The organism is Glutamicibacter sp. MCAF14, assembly GCF_052114325.1.
Taxonomy (GTDB): domain Bacteria; phylum Actinomycetota; class Actinomycetes; order Actinomycetales; family Micrococcaceae; genus Glutamicibacter; species Glutamicibacter arilaitensis.
Map to the genome: position 1 here is coordinate 54,432 of NZ_JBFREO010000007.1, position 26,248 is coordinate 80,679.

The following is a 26,248-nucleotide window of genomic DNA, read 5'->3' on the forward strand; positions in this document are numbered from 1 at the left end:
GGATAAGCTTCAGACTATGAGTAGCATGCAACCGATTAAGCAGAAGGTCTCTTTGACCGAGCAGGTGACCACGATGATCCGCGCGGCCATCGTTGCTGGCGAGATGACTCCAGGGGAGCACTACTCAGCCATTGGAATTTCTGAAAAGCTTGGAGTCTCCCGGACTCCAGTGCGCGAAGCCCTGCAACTGCTGGAAAAAGAAGGCATCGTTACCGTAGCCAAGAACCGCGGGGTTCGTGTCAACCAGATTTCCCTCGAAGACATCGTGGAGGTTTTCCAGCTGCGCTTGGCAATTGAGCCTCCGGCCGCCGCTCGCGGCGTACGCAATGCGACCGATGCGGATATTGAACATCTCAAGTCCCTTCACGCACGAATGCTGGAAATCGGTGAAACCGGCGATGGTCGAGCAACCCTGGAAGCGGATAAAGCATTCCACCTTCATCTTCTGGGGCTGGCCGGAAATTCCAAGCTCGACAGCGTGGTGGGGGAGTTGCGCAACCTTGTCCTAGCGCATGGGCAGACTACCGTCCCCTTTGCCCGCTCCAGCCAGGACTTGGCCGGAGATCGGGAAGAGATCATGGGAGCTATTGTGTCCAAAGATGCCCAGGGCGCTGCAGCGGCGGTGCGGGATCACGTCTTGCGTACTGCGCAGATGCTGATTGCTTCGGTTTGTTCCCGTACGCCCGGGTTGGATCCGGAGCCGTTCTTGGAACGCTTGGATGCCTTGATTTCCTAAGTGGTGAAGCATCGCCAATTCGTGTGGCGGTGCGTTGAATCCAGTGCAATATTTTGCAAAACCTTGTCAGGGTGATCTCTGCGACATAGAGTAGCATGCAACATGTAACTAATGATTTGTGTGTGGAACGAAGGTGTCGAAGCAAATGAGCCAACCGCTTGAAGGGGTCAAAGTCATCGACCTTTCGCGTATCCTGGCTGGGCCACTGTGCACTATGACGCTGGCGGATTTCGGCGCCGAAGTTCTCAAGGTGGAAAACGGTGCAGGCGACGAGACCCGCAGCTGGAAACCCCCGGTCAACGCGCAGGGCATCAGCACCTATTACTGGTCGGTGAACCGCAATAAGCAGGCAATAATTGCCGACTTTGCCGATGCCACCGACCTGCAGGCGCTGCGTGAGTTGATCCGTGACGCAGATGTACTGGTGGAAAACTTCCGTCCCGGGGTGCTGGCCAAATTCGGGCTGGATTACCAGAGCTTGCTTGAGCTGAATCCGAAGCTGGTCTATTGCTCCATCTCCGGCTTCGGTGAAAAGCAAGGCGCAGCCTTGCCCGGCTTTGACTTGCTGGTGCAGGCCGTTGGCGGACTAATGAGCATCACCGGAGAACCAGAGGGGACCCCGAGCAAGGTGGGGGTTGCACTGGTGGACGTCTTGGCGGCGCAGAACGCAGTCACCGGAATCCTGCTGGCCTTGCGAGAACGCGATGCCAGCGGCCAGGGGCAACGAGTGAGCGTTAATCTGCTCCACTCATTGCTGGCAGGACTCACTAACCAGTCCAGCAGCACGCTGGCTACCGGAAAATCTCCAGCACGCATGGGCAATGCGCATCCAAGCATCGCTCCATACGAAACCTTCGCCGTACAAGACGGAGTGGTGGCCATCGCAGTGGGCAATGACCGCCAATTTGCTGCTCTTGCCAGGGAACTTGGCCAGCCCGAACTTGCTGATGATCCCAGGTTCAGCAGCAACAGCGCACGGGTCGCCCACCGCCAGGACCTCAAAGCCATTATCGAGGCAGCTACCGCACAAGATACCGCAGTGCACTGGGCGCAAACCCTCATGTCCGCCGGGGTGCCAGCGGGCAAGGTCAATTCCATTGCTGAGGCCATCGAATTTTCCAAGGAACTGGGATTGGACCCCGTTGCGATCATCACCGACCCCGCTACTGGCGAGACGACCGAGCAGATTGCCAGCCCCATTGGACTCTCGCGCACTTCTGCTCAATATCGCAGCATCCCGCCCGCCCACGGGCAGCACCAAGAACTTCTTAACACCCTGGCAAACCAGTAATCAATAGAACTTTAAAGGAGAAATATCGTGAGCACCGCAGAACGCCTTCTAGACCCAGCGGACCTGATCAACTTCGATTCACTGCTCTCGGCAGAAGAATTGGCCCTGCGCGGCACTGTGCGCGGTTTCGTCAAGGAGCACATCAAGCCGAATATCGCCAAGTGGTACAACGACGCGGTCTTCCCACTTGAAATCGTCCCCGAGATGGCCAAGCTGGGCCTGCTGGGCATGCACCTTGACGGCTACGGATGCGGTGGACGCTCCGCGGTGGAGTACGGCATCGCCGGTGCCGAGCTTGAGGCTGGCGACTCCGGGCTGCGCACCTTCGTCTCGGTTCAGGGCTCGCTGGCCATGAGCGCGATTTACAAGCACGGCTCCGAAGAGCAGAAGCAGCAGTGGCTGCCCAAGATGGCCGACGGTGAAGCCATTGGCTGCTTCGGCTTGACCGAAGCAACCGCCGGATCAGACCCTTCGAGCATGAAGACCTTTGCCCGCCGCGACGGCGATGACTGGGTCATCAACGGGTCCAAGCGCTGGATTGGCTTGGCAAATGTCGCACAGGTCGCGGTGATCTGGGCGCAGACCGAGGAGGGCATTCGGGGCTTCGTGGTGCCAACCAATACCCCTGGCTTCACCGCGACCCCGATTGAGCAGAAGCTGTCCATGCGTGCCTCCATCCAGTGCGAAATCGAGATGGTCGACATGCGCCTGCCTGGCTCGGCAGCACTGCCCAACGTTGTGGGCCTGAAGGGTCCATTCTCTTGCCTGAACGAGGCTCGCTACGGCATCCTGTGGGGTTCAATGGGCGCGGCCCGCGATGCCTTTGAAGATGCCTTGGCCTACTCCCAGGAACGCTTGCAGTTCGACAAGCCGCTGGCTGGCTACCAGATGACCCAGCAGAAGCTGGTGGACATGGCATTGGAAATCAACAAGGGATTCCTGCTGGCCCTGCACATCGGACGCTTGAAGGATGCCGGCAAGCTGGACCTGCACATGATTTCCGTGGGCAAGCTGAATAACTGCCGCGAAGCCATCGCGATCTGCCGCGAAGCGCGCACCATTCTTGGCGGCAACGGGATCACCTTGGACTACTCACCGCTGCGCCATGCCAACAACCTTGAATCGGTTCGCACTTACGAAGGCACCGACGAAGTCCACACCCTGATCCTGGGCAATAAGCTCACCGGTGTCCCGGCCTTCCGCTAAACCGCGAAGCCAAGGAAGACGAGAAAAACCAATGGATTACAGCCGAACTATTGTTGCCCTGCAGCAATATCTCAATGGCAATTGGGTTCCCGGGCAGGGATCGGGCATTTCAACCCAAGCCGCCGCCGATGGCACCACTGTGCTAGCCGAGGGACTGGCAGCCAGCATCGAGCAGGTGGCTGCCGCCTTCGACGCGGCGCACCAAGCGAAAAAGTCCTGGGCATCGACCCCCATGGCTACCCGCGGAGCAATCTTGGCCAAAGCTGCCGGCTACCTCAAGGAACACAGCGAGAGCATCGGCGCAGAGCTGGCAGCAGAAGAAGGCAAGACCCGTGCAGAAGGGATAGGCGAAGTTCTGCGCGCCGCGCAGATCCTGACCTACTATTCCGGTGAAGCAGAGCGCGCGGCGGGCACCGTCTTCCAATCCCCACGCGCTGGGGAACAAATCTTGGTAACCCACAAGCCACTAGGCGTAGTCGGGGTGATCACCCCGTTTAATTTCCCCATCGGAATTCCCGCATGGAAGATTGCCCCGGCCTTGGTCTTCGGCAATACCGTGGTGTTCAAGCCAGCCAGTTTGGTGCCGTTGCTGGCGCTGCGCTTCGTGCAGGCCCTGGAATATGCCGGTCTGCCTGCCGGGGTGCTGAACCTGATTATCGGTCCAGGCGCACTGGGCGATGCGATTATTGCAAACGAACACTTGAACGGACTGACATTCACCGGTTCCACCGGGGTAGGGCGCAAGCTCTGCGCCGCAGGGGCCGCGCGGGGCATCCCGGTGCAGGCAGAAATGGGCGGCAAGAATGCCTCGGTGGTGCTCGCTGATGCCGACCTTGATCTGGCAAGCGAGCAGGTGCTCTTCGGGGCGTTCCGTTCCACCGGCCAGAAGTGCACGGCCACGAGCCGGCTGATCCTCGACGAAACGATTGCCGACGAATTCTTGGACAAGCTCACCGTCCGCTTAGACCAGTGGGTGACCGGCGATCCGCTGGATCCATCGGTGCATATGGGGCCGCTGGTTGATGCCAAGTCGGCAAAATCTGCAGCACTGGGGGTTGCCCAGGCACTGGAACAGGGCGCAACGCTTCACTATCGTGGGCAAGCCCCAGAAACTCCTAGCTTCTTGGCGCCAACTATTTTGGAACTTCCTGCAGGGGAGGATGGACGAGCCAACTGCGCTTGGCGTGATGAATTCTTCGCACCGATCTTGTCCGTGCAAAGGGTCAAGGGTCCGCAGGAAGCCTTCGAGGCTGCTGAAGATTCGGAATTCGGATTGAGCCTTGCGCTGTTCACCTCGAATCTTGCGTTGGCTCTGGAAGCGCAGCAAACTCTCGACGTGGGCATTTTGCATGTAAATTCGGAATCGGCCGGTGCCGACCCGCATGTGCCTTTTGGCGGTGCGAAGGCTTCTGGATACGGACCGAAGGAGCAAGGGGCAGCAGCTCGCGAATTCTACACGCACACCACGACGACCTACCTGCGCGGCTGAGCTACGGCAGGCAGGACGGCAAAGAAGGAAATGACCAATGACGATTGAAAATATTTTGGTGATCGGCGCTGGAACCATGGGCCGGCAGATCGCGATGAGTTGTGCGCTGGGTGGCTACACCACCGTGCTGCAGGATATTTCTGCCGAGGCGTTGAGTGCAGCACGCACCGAGCTGGAAGGGTGGGCTGCTAGTCGGCTCGCCAAGGGAAAGCTCGAGGAAGCCACGGTAGCGCAGGCGTTGGCACGCTTGAGCCAAAGCACCGATTTGGCGCAAAACGCTTCAAATGCGGATCTGGTGATCGAAGCCGCCGTGGAGCGTCTGGACATCAAGGAACAGATCTTTGCTCAACTCGGCCAGCACGCTCCCGCTCACGCGATCCTGGCCACGAACTCCTCGACTCTTCCATCCTCCAAGGTGGCAGAAGCCAGCGGCCGTCCACAGCAGGTGTGCAATATGCATTTCTTCAATCCGGCGTTGGTGATGAAATGCGTTGAAGTGGTCCGCAATGAGCAGACCAGCGACGCAACAATCGCGGCGGTAGCCGCAGTTGCCGACCAGCTGGGGAAGAACCCGGTATTGGTGAACAAGGAGATCCCGGGCTTCATCGCCAATCGCATGATGGGGGCTATCAATGCCGAGGCGCTGAACCTGGCCCACGCGGGAATTGCCAGTATTGAAGACATCGACACCACTGCCAAGACTGCCTTGGGCCATCCGATGGGTCCGTTTGAGCTGATGGACATGGTGGGCTTGGATGTTATTGATTTCATTGCCCAGGCGACGTATGCCGAGACCGGAGACGAGGCAGGCCAACCGCACCCGATGATCACCGACAAGGTGGCTGCAGGAAAGCTGGGACGCAAAAGCGGTGAAGGGTTCTACCCGTACTCATAAGCATTCGACAGCATACGGCAAAGGCCGCTTAGCTACCCCAAAATCTGGGGATAGGTAAGCGGCCTTTGCAATGCCTAACAACTTTGAACTACTCAGCGACCTCTGGCTGTTCGCCAAGTTCAAAGTGGCGTCCAGAAATGGAATCCACATTGACTCGAATCCAGAAATCCTTCTGAGTCGGGATCCAAGGCGTGACGCCGCTTTCGCGGGCCTCTTGGATATCGGCTTCGTGCTCCAGCACTTCAGCGCTGCCGTGTACGACGACCGACCAGGCTTCATCGGAGAGGATGCCATCTACTTCGAAAGCGATCTTTTCATTGATCGACATGGCAGCAAGTTTATTTCCCGGGGAGGTGCGCAAGAAGAGCTTGCCGTTGTGCACCGCGTAGTTCACCGGAACGATATCGATTAACCCTGCCGCCACAGTTGCTACGCGTCCGTGCGCGGAATGCGAGAGCAACTGCCACGATTGGTCCTCGTCCAAGACAAGAACCGGACTGTTGAGTTCGTGTTCGAATTTCATAACACTAGTTTTCTACTCTTTGTAGAAAAAGGCAAGGGGCAAAAGACACAAGTTGTCGTTTTCCCAAGTCCACCGCTTGACGTGAAAGACTGGGAGCATGAGTCATATTTCGACTGATGGCGATGTCAGGCATGTAGCTTCGCGGATAGAAGACGGAGTGCATCGATGGCGTGCACGGCGTGCCCTGGCTAGCGGCCACGAAACAGTGATCCTGCCCTACGTGGGGTATGGCTCAACGGGGCCCAATGGCAGTTGGATCCGCGTCCTTGCCCGCGTGGTCCTGGCCAGGCCGGGGGCATTTGAAGCTGGGCAGCATCAAGCCCAAGTGATTGCCGATGGAATCCGCGGCTTTCGCAACTTCATCTCTCCGATCCTGCCCGGAGGAAAAGTCCGTATCGACGTTGGCAATCAGCATTTCGAAGTCGAAGCTGACCGCGGCGGTGTCATCGATGTGAAACTGATGGTGGACCTTCCCGCCGGTTGGAATGAGATCAGGCTGCAAGCTCACGATGGTGATGATGCTCAGGCGAAGATCCTCGTGATCGATCAAGCTCAGAAGTTTGGCGTGATCAGCGACGTGGATGACACGGTTGTGGTCACTGCATTGCCCCGTCCTCTGCTGGCGGCGTGGAACTCCTTTGTGCTCTCCGAACATGCGCGCGTTGCGACTCCGGGGATGGCGGTGATGCTGCAGAAGGTGCTGCTTGAGCACCCGGGATCCCCGACTATTTATCTTTCTACGGGCGCATGGAATGTTGCACAGACCTTGCAGCGCTTCATTTCGCGCAATTTGTTCCCCAGAGGGCCGTTGCTGCTTACTGACTGGGGTCCGACGGACCGTTCTTGGTTCCGCAGCGGAATGCAGCACAAGGTTGATCAGCTGCGACGATTAGCCGAGGAATTCCCGGATATGTCGTGGGTTCTCATCGGTGATGACGGCCAGCACGACCCAGCGATCTATGCGGAATTCGCGCGCCGCTATCCGGAATTGGTGCGGGCCATCGTTATTCGCCAGCTGACGCCTTCCGAAGCGGTGCTCGCTGGTGGCCGTTCGCATGAACTGCGCCGAACCACCCCCGAGGTGCCATGGGTCTACGAGCCAGATGGTGCTCGTATCCTGAAGCAGCTGGCCAAGCTGGGGATTGTCAGCACCGAAAGCGTGAATTTGTTGAAGGACGATTAGCTATGGCTGAAGCTACCCTGCGGGTGCAGATCCCGATGCGCTGGGGTGATATGGACGCTTATGGCCATGTCAATAACGTCAATCTGATTAGGCTGATGGAAGAAGCCCGCATCGCTGGCTTCGGCGTTCCCGGTGGAACCGGCGCACCTGGGGTGACGCCTCAGGCAGCGATCTTCTCCGCGGTGCCGCAAGGAACCCAGATCCTGGTTGTCGAGCATCGCGTGCGCTATTCCCGTCCACTTGAATACCGCAACATTCCGGTGAACGTTGATCTCTGGGTTGCCAACATCAAGCCTGCCAGTTTTGATATCTGCTACGAATTCCGCGACCCGGTAGCTGACTATCTGTGTGTTAAGGCTTCCACGACCTTGGCCTACTTCGATCCGGCAACTTCTCGGGTGCAGCGTTTAAGCCCCGAGCAGCGGACCGGGCTCAGTGCATATGAAGGGGCCGGCACCTTCTCGAAGTAACCTCTTTTCCACCTGTCAATTAGGATTGATCTATCTACCCTTATTAGGACAGGAAGTGGTTTTGTGTCTAAGCCAACTGGTGGTGGCCCGCAAGCTGTAAGTCGTCCGGCGCGCCCTCAGGTCGTATTACAGGTCCTCAAGCGCGAGGAAATCGCTCCTCATCTGGTGCGACTGACTCTTGGTGGTCCGGGGATGAGCGACTTCGTTGATAAGCCGGTGACTGACCGCTACGTGAAATTCCTGTTCGCCAAGCCCGAGCTGGAACTCGAACTGCCCTATGACATGGAGGCATTGCGCGCGCAATTGGCACCAGAAGACATGCCGGTTCGCCGCACCTACACCGTGCGCCGCAGCGACCTGCAGGCAGGCACCATCGAAGTTGATTTTGTTGTGCACGGTGATGAAGGCCTAGCCGGTCCGTGGGCACGCGACGCGCAGATTGGATCCTCTATCTGCTTCTCTGGTCCCGGTGGAATGTTTGTCCCCAAGGACGAGTTCGATTTCCATTTCTTTGCGGGAGATGAAACCGCTATTCCGGCCATCGCTGCCTCTTTGGAAGCCATGTCTGCGCAGATGACCGGGCTGGTGATCATCGAAGTTGCTGATCAGGACGATGAGATGCAATTGCAAGCACCTGCCGGCGTGGAAGTCCGCTGGATTCACCGCAATGCTGCATTCACCCCTGAAACGACCATCTTGGAATCGTCTGTCCGGCAGATTCCTTGGCCGGGCGGACGGGTGCAGGTCTTCGCTCACGGTGAGCGCGAGGTCATGAAGAAATTGCGTGCCTATTTCTATGACGAGCGTGGCGTTGACCGTCGCGATATGTCGTTGTCTGCCTACTGGGCCTTTGGCCGTGCCGAAGATGCTTTCCAAGCTGAAAAACGTACCGAGGTAGGCAAAATTTTCGCTGACTAGCCTACTGGCGCCGCCTGTTCGACATGATTAGTCACACCTAATCTAAATGTCGAAAAATTACGCAATTAGCCCTTGACGTTATTAGTGGTTCTTGGGTTATGCTTATTCCAGAGCTTCTCCCGTGTGTGGTCGGGAGAAGCGTCAAGCTTGACCGATAATAATCGGCTAGTTCACCGCCTATCGAGGGTGCTCTCCTCGAAGCGGTGTATGGCGTAGCCGGCTTGAATTAGGGGAATGGGAATCTGCTGACCTGCTCAGTCGGCCGATTTATCAGAAAAGGGAACTTGCCAGGATTGCACACCTTGGTAGGTTCCCTTTTCGTTCGTTGAGCTAGCTGGCGTCAAAGGACCAAAGCAGCAATGTAGCTAAGGAACCCGTGCCAACTGGAGGCGGAGAAACGGCCTGGCCGCTATCTTGAAGCTTTCTAAGAGCACGGCGGACGACAAGATCTGATTCGAGGAAGATCTCCGAATCCCTCAGCCCCCGCAATGCGACATAGTTCCGCGTCCACGGGCCTACTCCACGTAGCCCTTGGAGCTCATCCAAGAATTCGGGGCCATTCGAAAGCAGGAGCTGGCCATGGGCTTGGAACCAGGCGGCTACCGTATGAAGCGTCGTTGCCCGCGCAAGAGGGCAACGGATGATCTCTCGCAATTCCTCGGGCGTGCAGGCGGCAGTAGCGCTGGCAGTGGGGAAGGCTCGAAGGCCTGAACTATGCAGCTGGCCCAATGCGCCGACATAGCGGCCGCCCAGGGTACGCGCCGCCGCCAAGGAAATCTGTTGTCCGATGACCGTGGTGGCTAGAGCCTCGAAGTGATCCGGGTAGCTAATCAAGCGCAAGGAAGGGAAAGCGGCAGCTAGCGATCGGTAGCAAGAAATAGCGTTCAGCGCCTTGTAGGAATCGCTGGTGTCTTGCTGCAAGCCGAACCAATAATTAATGACCTCAGAGATGTGCGGACTAAATTCCGTTGGCGCGTCGTGGGAGAGTCGAATACCTGAGGGGGTCAGCTCCAAGGTAACTTCGACGAGCCCGCCCTTCACCTGCAGTACGCGTTGGAGTCGGGCGGCAGGCTCGTCCAAGCGCTCCTGGACAGGAAGCGAATGCAGCTTCAAGACCGCCAGTGCATGGCTTACATCCAATGTCCCCGTCGCGGGCAGGTGCATATCCATCATTTCAGGCCCAAATGCCTGAAGAGCCGCGGCGGTGGGAGCCAACCAGATGGGTGTCCACCATGCCGATTGCTTCCATTAATGCGTACATGGTCGTTGGGCCGACAAATTTGAATCCGCGCTTTTTCAGTTCCTTGGCCAGCGCCTTGGATTCTGGGCTTTGTGTCGGCACTTCAGAAAAAGAATGCGGAGCTGGTGTCTGCTCTGGTTTGAATGACCATACGAAGTCCGGCAGCCCGCCCTCTTCCCGCAACATCAAGGTTGCTTCAGCATTGGCGATTGTGGCACGGATTTTGAGCCTGTTGCGCACAATCCCGGCATCGTTCATCAATCGCTCAAAATCATCTTCGGTGAACAATGCGACCTGCTCCGGAGCGAATCCAGCGAAGGCTTGGCGGAATGATTCTCGTTTGGAAAGGATGATGGCCCAGGACAGGCCAGACTGGAAGCATTCAAGGCTGAGGCGTTCGAACAAGCCCGCTTCGGACGTGATTGGCATGCCCCATTCTTGGTCGTAGTACGTACGGAGCATGTCATTTGATGCTGCCCAGCGTGGTCGTGCCAATCCGTCTTCGCCAACGATGAGATCTTCAGTCATATTTTCATCTTGCCATTCATCAGCAATCGCGTCAGATCATGAAGCGTTTCATTTAATGGCAATCTCACCTATGATCGTTATATGGCGATAATAGAGTCAAATGTCGATGTATTGGAAGTGCGTAGCAGTAAGCTGCAACTTGCCGCGCTCTTCCACGCCCTGGCAGACCCCACGCGGCTGCTGATCTTGGAGCATCTGCATACCGGGGAGCACAAGGTCAAAGAACTGACCGAGCACTTGGGCCTTGCCCAAAGCACCGTCAGCGCCCACCTTGCCTGCCTGAAAGACACCGGCTTGGTGAACGTCAGAAGCCAGGGGCGTTCCAGCATTTACTCGCTGGGCCAAGGCGAAGCGCTCGACGCCTTGACCGACTCTGCCATGGCACTCATTGCCAAAGACCTGGCACCTCATCATTGGCACGAAGCCCACAGCGCCGATGAAGCAGCAGGCTGAGCATGGGACATAATCATTCCCACGGGCACTCCCACGATCATTCCGCAGCGAATCGAACACGCCTGGCTTGGGCCTTTGCCATCACCGCACTGATTCTGATCGCAGAAGTCATTGGCGCAATCATCACCAATTCGCTGGCTTTGCTGGTGGACGCGGCACATATGCTCACCGATACCCTCGGGCTTTTGCTTGCGCTGACCGCCGCCAACCTGATCATGCGCAAGCCAACGACCAATCGCACCTGGGGATTCCGCCGTGCAGAAGTCCTTTCTGCCACCTTCCAGTCAGCATTGCTGCTGGCAGTGGGCGTCTACGCGGCAATTGATGCAGTGCGCAGGCTCTTCACCCCAGCAGAAGTCCAACCCGCCGGATTGCTGCTCTTTGGCATCATCGGGCTGCTGGGCAACGTTATTTCCATGTGGATCATTTCCGCAGGAAGAGACAGCAACCTGAACATGCGTGCGGCCTTCCTTGAAGTCGTCAATGACGCCTTGGGATCGGTGGCCGTGATCATCGCTGCGGTAGTTATTTCTTTCATCGGCTGGATGCGCGCAGATTCCATCGCGGCTCTGGTGATCAGTGCCCTGATTGTTCCACGCGCAGTGAAGCTGCTGGGCGAAACAACGCATATCCTGCTCGAATCCACGCCAAGGGGATTGGATCTGCTTGCAGTTCGCGAGCACTTGGAAGCCTTGCCGGGAGTGATCGCGGTACATGACTTGCATGCCAGCCAGATCGCCTCCAACCTGCCGGTGCTCACGGCCCATGTGGTGGTTGAAGACTCCATGTTCTCCGCCGGGGTAGCAGGTGGACTTCTACGGGATTTGCAGCAGTGCGTGGCAAGCCATTTCACGGTGAGCATTGAGCACTCGACCTTCCAGATTGAGCCGGCATCTCACCGCAGTACCGAGCATGAACACGGCTGCTAAGCGCGTCTCTGAAGGTGGAGCTCAACTTCCGGCTAGCTCATACCTTGGTATGACGTACCCCGGCTAAGTACGTCCTGCTGGTGGATGCACGGTTGGCTAGGGATTTCATAGTCTTTTACTATGACTTCTGAAACTCTGTCGAAAACTGAATATGCGGTCGCAGCACGCGGCCTGACCAAGATCTACGGACATGGCACCACCCGAGTTGAGGCCCTTCGAGACGTCAACGTCTCCTTTGAACGATCACGCTTTACCGCCATCATGGGCCCGTCGGGGTCTGGCAAATCCACGCTGATGCACTGCTTAGCGGGTCTAGACAGCGCAGACTCCGGCGAAATTATCATCGGCGGCAAGAACCTGCTGGATTTGAGCGATGACCAGCTGACCGAAATGCGTCGCGAACAGATTGGCTTTGTCTTCCAATCCTTCAACCTCGTACCAACCATCAGCGCCAAGGACAACATCTTGCTGCCGATGTCGCTTGCCGGCAAGAAGCACGACCGCAACTGGTTCAACACCGTCATTGACGCGTTGGGGTTGGGCGATAGGCTGAACCACAAGCCGCATGAGCTCTCCGGCGGCCAGCAGCAACGCGTTGCCGTGGCCCGAGCCCTGCTGACACGACCAGAAGTTGTCTTCGGTGATGAGCCAACCGGCAACCTCGACTCGCGCACCGGTGCAGAAGTGCTCTCCTTGATGCGTACTTCCACCCGTGAGATGGGACAGACCATCATCATGGTGACCCACGATCCGGTGGCCGCGTCTTATGCAGACACTGTGCTGTTGATGAAAGACGGCATTATTGTCGGATCCATCCAGGAGCCAACCGTGGCTACCGTGACCGAGGCGCTCGCCTCCCTGGCGGAGTAATCAATGCTGCATGTAGCCCTTTCGAACATCAAGACCTATGCGCGGCGCTATATTGCCGTCATCCTGGCCGTAGCCATTGGCACCGCATTCCTAGCCGCTACCCTGTCGGTGAATTCCTCTACCCAAGCAACCTTGAAGAATTCGCTGGGCGACGCCTATAAGAATGCGGATCTGGTGGCCTATCCCGATTGGGACTTGGCTTCCGACGGGCAAGATCTCACCGCCTTGAGCCTGAAAGATGTCAAAGAAGTCCAGAACCTGTCCGCGGTAACCACAGCCTACGGGCTGGGGTATGTCGATGGACTGCTGCGCACCGCAGATGACAGCTATGGCGTTTCAATGCAGCCGGTGGACCCTGATCAAGGGCTGGGCGGCATGGAATTGCTCGAAGGCCGTGCACCACAGGGATCAAACGAGATCATCATCGATGCTGCCCACGCCAAGGACATGGGAACGTCCATCGGTGATGTTGTGGCCCTGGAAAATGGCGCCGCCTCAGCAGAGAACTACACCATCGTCGGCATCCAGCGTTCAACCACCAACCCGCGGACTTCAGCCTATGCTTTGGCCGGCATGAGCGAACAAGCGTGGAAGCACTTTGCCGGAGAACAACCGCTAATCTCGGAAATCGTCGTCAACACCGATGGCGCTGAAGCGGCTTTGCAAGAACAACTGGAAAAGCTGTTTGCCGACAAGGAAATGACTGACATTGCAGTGATGAGCGCCGATGAAAAGGTGCTGAACGAGGTTGCCCAGCTCACCGGCGGTACCGATCAGCTCAGCGTGATCCTGCTGGTCTTCGCGCTGATTGCGCTGGTAGTCACCGGGCTGGTCGTAGTCAACACCTTCGCCGTGGTGATTGCCCAGCGCACACGCGAGCTGGCACTGCTGCGCATCTTGGGTGCCAAACGCAAGCAGATCCGAAGCTCCGTACTCATCGAAGCCCTGGTCATCGGCATTCTCGCATCCATTCTCGGCGTGTTGCTGGCCGTCGTCCTGATGTTTGGACTGATCCAGCTGCTGCACGTGCTGGTGCCAGAAATGTCCTATGCGACATTGGCCCTGACTCCGCAGGGACTGGCCATTCCAATTCTCGTCGGTGTGCTGATGACCGTCATCGCAGCGAGCCTTCCGGCCCGACGGGCCATGAAGCTTGCGCCGCTGGCCGCCTTGCGTCCCTTCGATGCTGCCAGCGTGAAGAACCGTGCAGGCAAGGCCCGAATCATTTTCGGCATACTGTTCCTGCTGGCTGGTGCAAGCTTGCTGGCATATGGCGCATTCAACGGGGATCTGATCATTGCTTTCCTGGGCGGTCTGGTTTCCTTCCCAGGGATCTTGATGCTGGCCTCCCTCTTCGTCCCGAGCAGCGTGTCCGGGATTGGCAAGGCAGTGGCGGGCAAGTCAACTGCCGGAAAGCTTGCGGCCCTGAATGCGGTGCGCAACCCGGGGCGAACCACCGCGACAGCAACTGCACTGCTTATTGGCGTCACTTTGGTGTCCATGATCATGGTCGGCGGCCAGACCGCCAAAGCCAGCTTGAATAACGCAGTGGCCGCAGAATTTCCGGTGGACATGATGGTCTCCTTCTATGACCGGAAGGTTTCGGATTCCGAGATCAAGAGCATGCTCGAAAAGATCGGTGAAGTCGAAGGGATCACCGCTGGCTCCAGCTTCACCTCCGCATACGCAGACGTGGATACGGGAACCGGAGAAATGTACAACTCAGAGATCATGTCCGTTGATCCTGAAGGTTTCGCCGAAGTAGCGCTGGACCCGGACATCGTGCCGGCTGACGGAGAAATCGTTTATGTGCTAAGCAATCCGGAAAATCCGACGGTGAAAATTGGTGATCAAACGCTGAAGGTGAAGAAGACCGAGGCGATGCTCTCAGGCAATATCGTCACCGAGCAGACATTCGACAAGCTGGAAGTTGAAGAAGCTAACCAGTACACGGGGATTTTGCTCAAGGTGGATTCCGACGTCCGCGCCTCGGCAGTCAACGACTTGGTCACGAAGATTTCTGCGATCACCGGCGTTGAGTCCTCGATGATCAACGGTGGCCTGGTCATGAAATCGATGTTCTCCCAGATCATCGACGTGCTGCTGATGATTGTCTCGGCTCTGCTGGCGGTAGCTGTACTCATTGCCCTGATCGGTGTGGCCAACACCTTGAGCCTGTCGATCCTGGAACGCACTCGGGAGAACTCCCTGCTGCGTGCCTTGGGGCTCAAGAAGAAGCAACTGCGCGGCATGCTGGCAACAGAAGCCGTACTGATAGGTGGGGTTGCGGCCTTGCTCGGCCTGGCCCTTGGTGTTGTCTACGGATTGCTGGGCGCCCGCTCGGCGCTTGCATCCATGGGAGAGATGACTTACGAGATCCCATGGTTGCAGCTCGCGCTGGTCCTGCTGATCAGCATCGTGGCCGCACTACTGGCTTCGGTAACTCCCGGCCGGCGTGCAGCGAAGCTGTCACCGGTTGAGGGATTGGCTGTTGAATAGCCCGTAGCCGGCGCATGGGAATGGTTCTGAAGCCTAGGGTTTCAGGACCATTCCCATTTTCGATGGTTATAGCAATACGCAATAGGCTATTGATATGAAAATTGAACTCACTCGATTCAGGGTACTGCCTGGCAAAATCTCGGTGGTCAACGAATGGCTGGATTTCTTGAACAGCAACATGCCTGCGGTACTTGAAACCTTGGAAGGCGAAAAGATGTATGTCGAGACGATCTTCAGTGAAACTTTGGATGGTGTCGATTACCTGTATTGGTACAGCATCCAAGGTGAAGGCGGCATCGCCGTACAGGGCTCTGCACATGAAATCGACAAGGTGCATTTGCAGTACTGGAAGCAGTGCATTGATCCGGATTTCGCACCGCAAGAACGCGCCCCACGAGTCGTGATGATCCCAGAGCGCGTTCAGCACAGCATGGCGTAGTAGCGAACAGTCAAAAGCAAGAGGTCCAGAACTCGCCGAAGCGAGTTCTGGACCTCTTGCATCTGTTCTGGGGAACTAGCTGCGCAGGGTAATCGTCGTAGCCATCGCGGGGGAGCGACCAGTGGTCACGAAGCCCGAAATGTTTGAACCGGGGTGCTTGATGATGTCCGTGATGGATCCCAGATGGCGGCTCAGATCGATCTTGTCTTCTGGGGCAGCGAGCACCAGATGGAAACCGAACTCCTGCAACGCACGTATGCCTGCTGCGGCATATTCTGAGTTGGCCTGGATGAACGCTTCATCAATCATCACGGTGCCGTAGGAAGTGAACCCGGCCGAAGCAAAGCCCAGCTGGTAAGCCAAAGCAGCACCCATGATGAAGGACGTGAAGCGCTGGCCTTCACCGCCGGAGAGCGTTCCTGGCTCCAAACCAGTCTCGACCTCGCCATTGGATTTGTGCTCATTGCAGCTAATCATTACATGCTGGCGGACATCGAGTACGGTCGATCGCCAAGAGGCCATCGCCGGGTCGCTAAGCGCGGTGACCAGAGATTCCAAAGCTTGGTACGAACTGGCCAACGTGGACTCGTCCTTGGTGGTGTAAGCCTCCTGCAGGGCATCCTTCAATTCCTTGCGGAAGGTACCTGCCTCAACAGGAATTGAATGAGTCGCTTCCAAGCGGAGAACTGATCCATGCTCAAAAGTCACCTCGGACAGAATCTGGTTCAACGGCTTGATGCGTTCGGAAATCATCCGGCGCTCTTCATCCAGCAACTGCAAGAGATCGCTGAAGCGTTCATAAGACCGGTTCGCGAAGTATTCACGGAACTGCGCCTCATGATGCGGAAGGCCGTCAGCCACAATCTGGTCATGCAGCTGTGCATAGTGCCCAGCAGCTTCAGCGGTGGTGCCGTGCGTCTGGGCATGAGAGGTGCCGAATTCACGGGCAAAGCGACGGAAAGTGTCGCTCAGCGTGCCGCCAATTTCCTGACGCTGCGACTGCAGCGAGTTGACTTGGCTTCCCAACTGGAGCTTGACCTCAGCGAAGGCTTCGCTGATCTCTTCACTTGCAGGGCAGTTTCCGGACACAACTTGCTGCAGAACCGGTCCAAGAAGCTGATGCTGGCGCAACGCATTTGGAATGTTCTCTTCCCAGCCGGACGCCAAATCATCGCTGTTGGACAGGACTTGCTGGGCACGCTGGACCTGTAGCTCCAGATCCGAAATGCGTGAACGAACCAAAGCAAGCTCGCCTACCAGCGTTTCAGCCTCAGCCTTGGCCGCTTCAATCTGCTGGCGCACCCTGGACGAATCTCCGGAGAGCGCCAACGCATCGCCGAGCTTCTGTTCGCTGCGACGCAAAGCTTCCAACGCTTTGGAAGCATCGAGCTGGGCAAAAGTCCGCTCATCAGAAATGAGCGCCTGCAAGAGCTGGGCTTTGGCAACGATCTTATTCTTCGCAGCACTGCGCTCATCGGCGGCTTGCTGGGCCTGCACGATCTTTTCGTCCAACCGGGTGGCCTTGGACTGCAGCTCGGCAATCTTGGACTCATTGGTGAAGCCCAAAAGGTACTCTGAGGCAGGCAGCGTGCGGGTATCGCGCTCAAAGCTTCCAGCACCGGTCTTGATGGTACCGGCCGGGGTGATGGCTTTGGGATGCACATGCATGGCCGCATCGTTTTCCACACAGGCCAGCGGGTAATCTGCGGTGATCTTCGCTTTCAACCAGCTACCGGCTTCGCCGGGTGCAAAATCAAGTTTGGTCACCAGATCTGCTGGGCCTGCTTCGGCATCGCGTGGTTTCTGGGAAATGTCGCTCCACCGTACCCGGCCCAAGCCATCGAGCTGATCAATGGCATGGGTGACTTGAGCGAGGAATTCTCCGGGAACCAGCAAAGTGCGGGCCAAGGAGTGCAAAGCTTTTTCGGCGGCCAGACGCCACATGCCAGCTTCGGCAGATACATCCATGAGCTCACCAGCGAATGGAAGTTGGTCTTCTTTCAACGCGCAGGCAGATGCGATGGCGCGGCGGGCAGCGATTGACCGATCATCGATATTGCTTGCACGTCGCTGGTATGAGCGGATCTGCTCAGCCAAGGTTTCTGCACGCTTGCGCAAATTGACCAGCGAAGCCATTGCCTCATACTCAACGGTCTGTGCGTCATGAGTGATTGAACTGAGCTGTTGCAGGGTGCGGGCCGCGTTGGCCCGCAGTTCATCGAGTCCGGTGGCCGAGAAGTCAAAGGCCAATCCAGCATCCGTCGCCTGCTGCTGCAGGGTGCGGATGATATTTTCCTTTTCGCTCAAGGACTTGCGCGCCACATCGGCTTCGCGTTCCAGCAGCATCAACGATGCAGAACCGGCGGAGTCATGAGCCGCTTCCAGGGACTGGAGCTGATCATCGAGCTCGTCTTTGCGCTGGCGCAGTGAGGCCTCGTCAGCTTTGAACTTGGCGAGGTCAGATTCGTGGGAGTCCAGATCATTACGCAGAACGAGCTGGCGCACCTGAGCTTCAAGGGTGTGGACTTCGCTTTCCAGCAACTGCTGCACCGAGTTGATCTGTTCAGCTAGCGAACGGTAGGCCTGATCCTGCTGCGGCACTTGAGCCAATACGTCTCGTTGCGCGCGGGCGGTATCCAACTGCCGGTAGATGCCACGCAGGTGGGCGAAGTCTTCCACAGCCGCAGCAGCGGCTTTCAATGTCGCTGGTTCTTCCAAAACTTCGTAGCGGAAGAATTGGTTGACTCCCTTGGCCAGGCCCTTGCCATTTTGCAGGGTGCGCAGCAGCGCGAAAGCCTTGTCGCTTTCCACCCCTAGCCGGCGGCGCAAGCGTTCGATAAACGCCTTATGGGTATCGAATGCTTCACTGGGGGCCAGCGCTTTGGACAACGAAGTCACGGTGAAACGACGTGGTCCGTGGTTTTCAAGCTCCGAAATATCGATCTTTCCCTCGCACAGCAGATAGTGCTTGGAAACCTGTCCTTCCAGACCAGCATCGGGCAGATCGAAGACCGCACCTGCGGTCACAGTATTGCCCATGCCGTCGTCGTAGCTGAGCACGATTGCGCTCCAGGTCGCGCCCGGACGCTGGTATACGGTTCCGGTGCTGGTCTTGAACTTGCGCCCGCGCATATAGGAGAACGTCGTGCGGCGGTCCTCACGCGTTGCCGCATCATTGGCTGACTCATTCAGGCGCGGGGTCGCGAAGAAGAGGTGGCCCATGGCATCAAAAAGAGTGGATTTGCCAACGCCGGGATGACCTGTGACCAAAGTGCCAGCACGGTCTACGGCCAGATCATGCAATCCGTGAAAGGTACCCCAATTTACAATCTGCACTCGGCTCAAGCGATGCTGGCCTGGGTTCAGGGCTCCACCCAGTGGGAGAGTCATTTCAATGCTCATCGGTTACTCCTGCACCAACTCGGGGGTCTGCTCTGCCAGGCCTTCAGCGTCATCACCTGACAGATTGAAGGCCGGGTCATTAGCATCGATTGCCGCAATATAGCGCGGAATGTCTTGGATATTGGTGATCGGCAATGCCATCGCCAGGGCTGGGGAAATACGGAACTCATTTTCCAGCTCGGTCCCAGTGAGCAAACGCAAGGCTTGCAGACGGGTAATCGCAGCATCGCAGGACTCGGCGAAACGCTTGTCATCGCGGTCGGTAGCTTGGCGGTGTTCTGCCAAGACCTCGTGCATACCTGCACGCGAGATCACGGCGTCACTTCCACTGCCCGAATGCTGTTCGAGCAGCAGACGCAGCCGCAAAGCCAGCAGTGTTTCATCACGCTTCAGCGGGCGCCGCGGAGCGATAGGAGAGGTATGGACCTGTTCGATCTGCACCGGGGTGAGCATGGCGATTTTGCGGTCCATATCAAGGCTCAATGCCAAGAAAATTTCAGCGAAGTAATCGCTGATGCTCTGTTGCTGATCCAGCAATAGCTGCCATGCAGCGGCATCTACAGAACCATCAAGGTAGGGGCCGCGCAGCAACTTGACCAGCAGCTGGCGAAGCGGCAACGTGAATGTTCCGGTGTCGCCGTCAAACAGTGGTTCGGTGATCGGTGCGGCATATGAATCGCTCTTGGTCATAGCGGCTCCTTCGTAAAGCTTAATGCGGGCAGTATGGCGGTTCGCATGGAACCATCGAGTTGTTGGAAATCGATGTTCAGCAGTTCGCTTTCGTTCAACGATTCGCCGTTGGTGCGCCCGATTTCCACCAGAGCGCGAATGGTATTCAAATGCCGGTGCTCGGCATCCAGAGTTTCAAAGACGACATCCAACCTAATCGCACCGGAGCCGGAGCTATTCAGGTTCCGAGTGATGGATTCACGCAGCAACGGCAGATCTGCCTGGGGAGTGGACGGATTACGTACGATATCCGCTTCGCTGAATTCCGGGGCTTGCGCCAGGGGTGGGGGAGCCACGTGCTCTGAGGGGTCGTAAATGCCCAGACCGGCAAGGGTGACAAACTGCGGGGCGAAAAGCTCCATAGGGGTTAATCCGCTTCGTGGCTTGAGGCTAGCGGACTTGCTGATCGCCAGTTCAGCTTCACGTACTGCTTGCCGCAGCAGCTCTGCTTGCTTGTAATCCTCGGACTGTACGAATGCGTGTAATGATTCGGAGAGCTTGCCATACGAAGCATGGACTTCAGCTGCCTGGCGCCGCAGTTCACGCAACAGATTCGTGAGGATTTGGCGTTCTGGAGTCTCCAGATCATCTACGAAGTCGCGTTCGAGAACTTCGGCCAATGCGGCACGGAAACGCTGCTGCGCGTCGGGAGAATTCAGGAATTCAGTAAATCCGCTGAAGGTTTCACCTTCGGCGGTGGAACGCAATTGACGATCTGCTTCAAGAACTTGGCCCACAGCTACGCCTTTGGCGGTGGAAGCGTCCAGAATGCCTTCTCGCAAAGAGTGGAGCATATCTTGGACGCCATCGCGCATGCGGCGGAAATCCGCCGGCAAGCTGGACGCCAGATCCAGTACGGAGCGGGTCGCCGATAAGGCTGTGGTGCGTGAAAGCACAGCAGGATCATCCCCGCTGCGGAGCTGATCGATTTGGGCCTGGCGCAATGCGATTTGGGATTCGAGGGCGCGAATACGTGCTTCGGGGTCCGGGTCTGTCTCGTGCGCGAGGGACTCTAGCGAAGAGAGCAAAGTGTTCAGGCGCGATGAGTTCAGGTGCGAATCATCGGTGGAAAAATCGGCGAGGAAACGCAGGGTGCGCAAAGTTTGCGCGCTCGGTTCATAGATGAACCGGCCATCGATCAGCGGGCGCGCCAGGATTCCTTGTTTTACCCATGTCTCGGCGAAGTCCTGCGCCGAGTATGAGGACGGAATCTGGTCATCGCTTTTACGTGCTTGCTTTAAGAAAGAATCCAACGAGGCATGGAACAGTTCCAATGCGATTCGGGAACGATCTGCGGTGAATTCTGCACGAATGAATGCCAACGCCCATGGTTGTGCGGTCAGAAGCCGATACGCTGCCGAGCTTTTGAACTGCTGGGACTGAAGCCACAAACTATTCGCGCGGTGCGAGGGCTGCATGTACTTCCTTGATCTTTGAGACGCGTAACCAATCAATTCTAAATCATTGGGCTCTGTTCAAAATGTGAGCTCCCTAAACGTTGAATGTAAGACGCAGCTCCCGCCAGAGAAGTCATCGCTAAGGCTGTTGCCCGAAGCACTTCCTGTGTAGTGTCGAAATTACTAGATGACAACACGTTTTCCACCGGATTAGATAGTTCCGTGGAAGTCACGGAGGTCGAGGGTAATGAGGAATCTACGACTAGCCATTGCTCTCGGGTTGACGCTCAGCGTTGCTGGATGCAGCGCTGCAGAAGATTCATCGAACCCGGCGCCGGATCCTGCTGCCGTCCAAAAGGCCGAGCAAGAAAAAGCGCGCGTAGAGAACGTGAAAGCTGAGATTAATCGGCTAGCAGACGGATATGACTACGACGGCGCAATCAAACTTGCGAAGAAGGATAGCTCCAAAGCACTGAACCAGATGGTCGGCGGTCTCGAAGATGAGAAAGAGCAAGTTTCAGCGTGGGAGGATCCAGATCAGATACCCCATCTGTTCTTCCACTCGCTCGTAGTTGATCCCGAAAGAGCTTTTGACGACGGAAGCAGTTCCCAGGGATACGCAAACTATATGGTGACTCAAAAGGAATTTACCGCCATTCTGGAGTCGTTGTATGCGCGTGACTATGTGCTGGTCAATCCGGAAGATTTTGCCTCCGTTGATGACGGCGGGAAGATGGAATATCGAGACATCATGCTTCCCAAGGACAAGAAGCCGTTGGTCCTGTCCGTCGATGACCTGAGCTATTACGAATACATGGAAAATGATGGATTCGCGAGCAAACTAGTGCTGGATGGCGATGGGACGGTCCGCAACGAATACCTGGATGCCCAGGGTGAAACGCAGATCGGTGCTTTTGATGTCACCACGATGGTCGATGACTTCATTGCCGAACATCCAGATTTCACCTATCGCGATGCCCGTGGCCTTATTGCAATGACTGGTTATAACGGTGTGTTTGGCTACCGTACTTCCGCTAGCCAATACCCGGAGAGTAAAACTCTGAAAGCTGACCAAAAGGATGCCAAGGAAATTGCCGAAGCAATGAAGGACAGCGGTTGGGTATTCGCATCTCATTCGTGGGGTCATATCGCCACCGGTACAGTCAGCATGGGCCGGCTAGAACGGGATACGAAGCTGTGGAAGGACGAAGTGCAGCCACTCGTGGAAAAAACAATGCACTACATCTATCCTTTCGGCTCGGACATTGCGCAGACCCAGAGCTACTCCGGGGCCCGCTATGAGTTTTTCAAAGACCAGGGATTCAAGTACTTCTACGGCATCGATGGGACCATTCGCTCATGGATGCAGCAAGGCGATAACTACCAGCGGCAGATGCGAATCAATGTTGACGGATTGCAGATGGCCAAAGAACAACGCGGTGACCGTCCCGTCCTTGAAACCTTCTTCAACGTCCAGGACGTGATTGATCCAGCCAGAAAATGACTGGACCAACCGGCCTGCAAATCACAATGCCATGAATGCACCTAGCTGTGAGAGTGTCGATGGGTTCGAAGGCAGGTAGTCGGTAAGCGCCTCACTGCGCACAATGATGGCTTTCCATTGGCCTCGCGAAATTGCGACGTTAACGCGATTGCGGTTCAGCAGGAATTCGATGCCACGCGACGCGTCGGCGGCACTGGAGCATGCCATGGTGACCAGCACGATGGGCGCCTCCTGCCCTTGGAACTTATCGACGGTTCCCACCTTGACTGAGGACAGCCCTTCGGCTTCGAGCACCTCGCGCACCAAATTCACCTGGGCGTTGTAGGCGGCTATCACCAGAATGTCGGCAACGGTTAGGGGGCGCGCGGGCTTGCCTGCGCCGGGGCTCCACATTATGCCCAAATGTTCGCGAACTAAACGGACAATAGTTTCGGCTTCTTCCGGACTGCTGACCGTATTGCCCCGATGCTCAACGAAGACCGTCTCGACCCCGGCCGGTGTACCTTCGAGCAACCGCAACCCGGCAGCATCTGCCGAGAATAGCTGATGGTCGTAGCTCAAAGCGGAAACTTTGGCACAAAGAGCTGGGTGCATTCGCCAAGAGGCTGCCAAGAAGTAGCCCAGCTCGCTGGGCAGTACCGGTTCGCCGCCGGAGAGCCAGCCCAGCGCTGATTCATCGACTGGCTGCGGATGAGTGCCCTGGGTGACTTGTGGCAATTGCTGGGGATCGCCGAGCAGGAGCAAATTGCGGGCTGCTCGCGAAACGGCCAGTGTATTGGCCAATGAGAACTGCCCGGCCTCATCAATGACCAATAAATCAAGGCTGCCTTCGGGAACCTTCGATCCGGTGAGGGTCCATGCAGTTCCACCGATGAGCGCCCCGTCAGCAGAGCTCAGGACTTCAGACAAGGAATCCTTAGAAGTGCCAGACCACGGAACAGGGTCATCATGTTTGACTTCTTTGGCTACGACATCTGGATTGACGCCTGCCTCGACCGCCTTGCGTAAAACGTTCTCAACGACCGCGTGCGATTGGGCCACCACACCAATCTTCCAACCGTGCTCAATGAGCTCGCGGATCACATGCGAAGCGACGAAGGTCTTTCCGGTGCCCGGAGGCCCCTGAACGGCAAGATAAGAATTATCCAAGTCTTTCAACGTTTGGACCACAGCAGGATAGATCTGCGCCTGCCCATCGACAAGGGCCGGTTCAACCGGGGCCGACAGGGTTTTCAAGCGCGGCGGAATACGTCGCAGGATGTCGATTCCTGAACGTTCTGGCAGGACCGGCACGGTGGCACCGACCCGTTGGGCGATCTCCTTGAGCGCGGCATCGATGCTCATCGTCGCCAACGGCTTATCTGGTGTCAACGCACAGGGAAGCGCACCATATTCAGGGATCTTGGCACTGGATTTTTCTGCGATGGTAATCCAGCCTTCGCCCAGCTCAACGACGGTGGCGTTGAAGGCGCCGCCGCGCACCGAGTCGTCGACTTCCATGCCCTCGGGCAACGGAGCATCGAACATGGCGAACACCGAGGAGCCGGGGGAGAGCAAGGAGCCTTCGGCCAGCGTTCCATTCAACCGGGTCACGCGGGTGTAAGTACGGGCACGAGCAGTGGCCTTGTGCCAATCTTCAAGAACTTCTCCGGTGTCCACAATGAACACGCCTCGGACATCGCTCCAATCATCCATCGGCACGGACAACCGATCAAAGTGTTCCCACCAGAACTGTTTCTTTTCACGACGGTTGTAGCCGGTTGCCGCAGCAACCATGGCGATTGCGCGGTCATCGTCGCTTAGCGCCTGGCCATGGGGAAGATCCGCAAGATAGTTTTGCAGGCGAAGTTCTTCGGGTGTGGGCTCATATTCCTCGCCTGCTACGGGAGGTTCGGGCATATCCGCCAGCGTCCCGGGGGCTTCATCGCTGAGCGAAAGCAGCCAATCACGCAAGCGCAGGGTGGAAAGGCAGTCGTATTCGTTGTAATCGGCAATCGATTCAAGGATGGCCTCGGCCGCAGCAGGATCCGGTGAATTGCGGGCCTGCATGTACTGGGCGTAAGCAACCACCGAGGCCCCGGCATCGGTGACGTCGCCGGAACGAAGGTGCTCTCCCATATACAGCGGTTCGAGCTTCTTGATGGAGTAGGAACGGGTCGAAACCACCAAAGCATTGCGCACAGTCTCGTAGAGATCAACGAGCAAGTTTTCCCGCAGCCACTGGTCAACCTCGTCTTCGCCAGCAATGTGCACCTGCGAAAGCTTGCGCAAGGCAGTTTTCTCATAGGGGGCGTAGTGGTACACCTTCATATGGGGGAACCGCTGCCGGCGCTCTTCAACATAGGCGATGAAATCCAAGAACGCTTGGCGTTCTTCTGAACGGCTATGGGCCCAGAACGGTTTGAATACCGGCTCATTGGTGTCATATTCGATGACGCCGAAGAGGTACTCCAGCCCCCACGAACCGTCGGAAGGATCCTGATATAGCGGATCCCCCTCAAAGTCGAAGAAGATATCGCCTTGATCTGGACGTGGCAATGACGAGATGGGTTTTTCGTTTTTCACCCGGTAGGAGACGCCTTGGACGCTGCCATCTGTTTTGGCCAGGCCCAATTGCATTTTTGCCTGCTCGGTGACACGTTGCAGGGATGTGCCTGGTTCAGCTTCCAGCTGCGCGAGCTGATCAATGGTGTAGATGCCACGGGTCCGGAGTTTTTCGCGCTGCACCATCGACATTCCTGCGACCAGCAACAGATCACGGGTCGCCTGGGATTGCTCTTCGCAGAAATCGCAGCGACCGCATAAGCGCAGGGCATCGGAATTCCACTGGGCCGGCTGATCTCCTGCAAGGTGGTTGCGCACCATCTTCAAGAAACGCTCACGCTGGGCGCGGAAGACTGGGAGCACCTCGTCGACCCGATGCACCGAATGTGTGCCGTCGCCCAGTACAAGGGTTGCTGAAGAGGATACGGGTAGGCCTTCGGCCAGCATTTGGTCTGCGTAGGCCGCGATCTGGAGCAAAGCACTGACCCGAGCATGGCGTGCAAGCTTGGTATCCCAAACGGCCCAGGTGCCATCCTGGTCGCGGACCAAGAAGTCAGCAAAACCAAGGAATTTTCCGTCAAAGAACGTGGCCTGGAAAATGACGTCGGCACCGCTGCGAAGTACCTTCATGGTCTCTTCATGGGCGGCCCGAAGCCCAGCTTGGGACATCTTTGGGCGGTCCGTGAATTGCTTGACTCCCGTTCCGGCTATCGGATCATATTCGCCGTAGGTAGCTATCAGTCCTTTGAGGACGTTCTGCTCATGAGCATCACCGAGCGCCGCAGTGCGTTCCAGCATTTCGTCTCGTACCCCATCGGGCCGGGGGCGTCGGCCGAGTTTCACGTCCAGAAGGTAAAGCGATTGGTAATTGCAGTCAACAGAGATGGACAGGTCACTGGCAGAGAAGATGAACTTATCCTCTAAAAAGAACACGGGGCCTGAGCCTTTCGTTGACTTGATTCTTACCTAGTCAACGTAGCACCAGACCCCGACAGATTCACTG

The 26,248-nt window shown here is 57.0% G+C and carries 21 protein-coding genes; 14 read left to right on the top strand and 7 right to left on the bottom strand.

Features of this window, described 5'->3' with window-relative positions; genetic code table 11:
- The first annotated feature begins 16 nt into the window (after positions 1-16).
- The 5 genes from AB4Y71_RS14845 (at position 17) to AB4Y71_RS14865 (ending at position 5,617) form a co-directional block, all read left to right on the top strand.
- Positions 17-736: a GntR family transcriptional regulator gene (locus AB4Y71_RS14845; protein ID WP_102598472.1), complete on the top strand. Its 720-nt coding sequence runs from the start codon at positions 17-19 to the stop codon at positions 734-736.
- Positions 737-881: 145 nt separating this feature from the next.
- Positions 882-2,027, top strand: a complete 1,146-nt coding sequence (locus tag AB4Y71_RS14850; protein ID WP_441721472.1) for a CaiB/BaiF CoA transferase family protein — start codon at positions 882-884, stop codon at positions 2,025-2,027.
- A gap of 27 nt (positions 2,028-2,054) precedes the next feature.
- The gene (locus AB4Y71_RS14855; protein ID WP_441721475.1) at positions 2,055-3,233 is read left to right on the top strand and encodes an acyl-CoA dehydrogenase family protein; all 1,179 of its coding nucleotides are present in this window, start codon (positions 2,055-2,057) and stop codon (positions 3,231-3,233) included.
- A gap of 31 nt (positions 3,234-3,264) precedes the next feature.
- Positions 3,265-4,722, top strand: coding sequence for an aldehyde dehydrogenase family protein (locus tag AB4Y71_RS14860; protein ID WP_441721478.1), 1,458 nt, complete (start codon positions 3,265-3,267; stop codon positions 4,720-4,722).
- 37 nt (positions 4,723-4,759) lie between these two features.
- Entirely contained in the window at positions 4,760-5,617 is an 858-nt protein-coding gene (locus AB4Y71_RS14865) for a 3-hydroxyacyl-CoA dehydrogenase family protein (RefSeq protein WP_441721481.1), read from the top strand.
- Positions 5,618-5,705: 88 nt separating this feature from the next.
- Here the strand turns inward: AB4Y71_RS14865 and AB4Y71_RS14870 are convergent, their stop codons facing one another.
- Positions 5,706-6,140, bottom strand: coding sequence for a pyridoxamine 5'-phosphate oxidase family protein (locus tag AB4Y71_RS14870; protein WP_102598469.1), 435 nt, complete (start codon positions 6,138-6,140; stop codon positions 5,706-5,708).
- 97 nt (positions 6,141-6,237) lie between these two features.
- On the opposite strand from AB4Y71_RS14870, the gene AB4Y71_RS14875 reads away from it, so the two are divergent.
- The 3 genes from AB4Y71_RS14875 to AB4Y71_RS14885 all read left to right on the top strand — a co-directional run bounded on the left by AB4Y71_RS14875 (position 6,238) and on the right by AB4Y71_RS14885 (position 8,711).
- On the top strand, positions 6,238-7,323 hold the full coding sequence (locus AB4Y71_RS14875) for an App1 family protein (protein ID WP_013347972.1): 1,086 nt from the start codon (positions 6,238-6,240) through the stop codon (positions 7,321-7,323).
- Between the two features lie 2 nt (positions 7,324-7,325).
- Positions 7,326-7,793, top strand: coding sequence for an acyl-CoA thioesterase (locus AB4Y71_RS14880; RefSeq protein WP_441721484.1), 468 nt, complete (start codon positions 7,326-7,328; stop codon positions 7,791-7,793).
- 63 nt (positions 7,794-7,856) lie between these two features.
- The gene (locus AB4Y71_RS14885) at positions 7,857-8,711 is read left to right on the top strand and encodes a siderophore-interacting protein (RefSeq protein WP_441721485.1); all 855 of its coding nucleotides are present in this window, start codon (positions 7,857-7,859) and stop codon (positions 8,709-8,711) included.
- Between the two features lie 330 nt (positions 8,712-9,041).
- Here AB4Y71_RS14885 and AB4Y71_RS14890 read toward each other — a convergent pair whose 3' ends face one another.
- Entirely contained in the window at positions 9,042-9,884 is an 843-nt protein-coding gene (locus tag AB4Y71_RS14890; protein ID WP_441721488.1) for a DNA-3-methyladenine glycosylase family protein, read from the bottom strand.
- 1 nt (position 9,885) lies between these two features.
- On the bottom strand, positions 9,886-10,479 hold the full coding sequence (locus tag AB4Y71_RS14895) for a DNA-3-methyladenine glycosylase I (RefSeq protein ID WP_417366671.1): 594 nt from the start codon (positions 10,477-10,479) through the stop codon (positions 9,886-9,888).
- Between the two features lie 81 nt (positions 10,480-10,560).
- Here AB4Y71_RS14895 and AB4Y71_RS14900 point away from each other — a divergent pair, with 81 nt between their 5' ends.
- From AB4Y71_RS14900 to AB4Y71_RS14920, 5 genes are all read left to right on the top strand, one after another.
- Positions 10,561-10,932: an ArsR/SmtB family transcription factor gene (locus AB4Y71_RS14900; RefSeq protein ID WP_441721491.1), complete on the top strand. Its 372-nt coding sequence runs from the start codon at positions 10,561-10,563 to the stop codon at positions 10,930-10,932.
- A 2-nt stretch (positions 10,933-10,934) separates the two neighbouring features.
- Positions 10,935-11,861 (top strand): cation diffusion facilitator family transporter, encoded by a 927-nt coding sequence (locus AB4Y71_RS14905; protein ID WP_441721493.1) that lies wholly within the window; start codon positions 10,935-10,937, stop codon positions 11,859-11,861.
- Positions 11,862-11,981: 120 nt separating this feature from the next.
- On the top strand, positions 11,982-12,731 hold the full coding sequence (locus AB4Y71_RS14910) for an ABC transporter ATP-binding protein (RefSeq protein WP_441721496.1): 750 nt from the start codon (positions 11,982-11,984) through the stop codon (positions 12,729-12,731).
- 3 nt (positions 12,732-12,734) lie between these two features.
- Positions 12,735-15,230 carry an ABC transporter permease gene (locus AB4Y71_RS14915; protein WP_441721499.1) on the top strand — a complete coding sequence of 832 codons (2,496 nt, stop codon included), beginning with the start codon at positions 12,735-12,737 and terminating at the stop codon, positions 15,228-15,230.
- A gap of 94 nt (positions 15,231-15,324) precedes the next feature.
- A complete protein-coding gene (locus AB4Y71_RS14920) occupies positions 15,325-15,669 on the top strand; it encodes a DUF6176 family protein (protein ID WP_441721501.1) in 345 nt (114 codons plus the stop codon).
- Between the two features lie 75 nt (positions 15,670-15,744).
- Here AB4Y71_RS14920 and AB4Y71_RS14925 read toward each other — a convergent pair whose 3' ends face one another.
- Genes AB4Y71_RS14925 through AB4Y71_RS14935 form a run of 3 tightly spaced genes read right to left on the bottom strand, consistent with a single transcriptional unit; the run spans position 15,745 to position 21,218 of the window.
- A complete protein-coding gene (locus AB4Y71_RS14925) occupies positions 15,745-19,071 on the bottom strand; it encodes an ATP-binding protein (protein ID WP_134780683.1) in 3,327 nt (1,108 codons plus the stop codon).
- A gap of 3 nt (positions 19,072-19,074) precedes the next feature.
- Entirely contained in the window at positions 19,075-19,761 is a 687-nt protein-coding gene (locus tag AB4Y71_RS14930) for a DUF4194 domain-containing protein (RefSeq protein WP_441721504.1), read from the bottom strand.
- On the bottom strand, positions 19,758-21,218 hold the full coding sequence (locus AB4Y71_RS14935; RefSeq protein ID WP_441721506.1) for a DUF3375 domain-containing protein: 1,461 nt from the start codon (positions 21,216-21,218) through the stop codon (positions 19,758-19,760). The genes AB4Y71_RS14930 and AB4Y71_RS14935 overlap by 4 nt, the downstream gene beginning before the upstream one ends.
- A 226-nt stretch (positions 21,219-21,444) precedes the next feature.
- Here AB4Y71_RS14935 and AB4Y71_RS14940 point away from each other — a divergent pair, with 226 nt between their 5' ends.
- Positions 21,445-22,701, top strand: a complete 1,257-nt coding sequence (locus AB4Y71_RS14940) for a polysaccharide deacetylase (protein ID WP_441721509.1) — start codon at positions 21,445-21,447, stop codon at positions 22,699-22,701.
- Positions 22,702-22,722: 21 nt separating this feature from the next.
- Here AB4Y71_RS14940 and AB4Y71_RS14945 read toward each other — a convergent pair whose 3' ends face one another.
- A complete protein-coding gene (locus tag AB4Y71_RS14945) occupies positions 22,723-26,178 on the bottom strand; it encodes a TM0106 family RecB-like putative nuclease (protein WP_441721511.1) in 3,456 nt (1,151 codons plus the stop codon).
- Positions 26,179-26,248 lie beyond the last annotated feature (70 nt).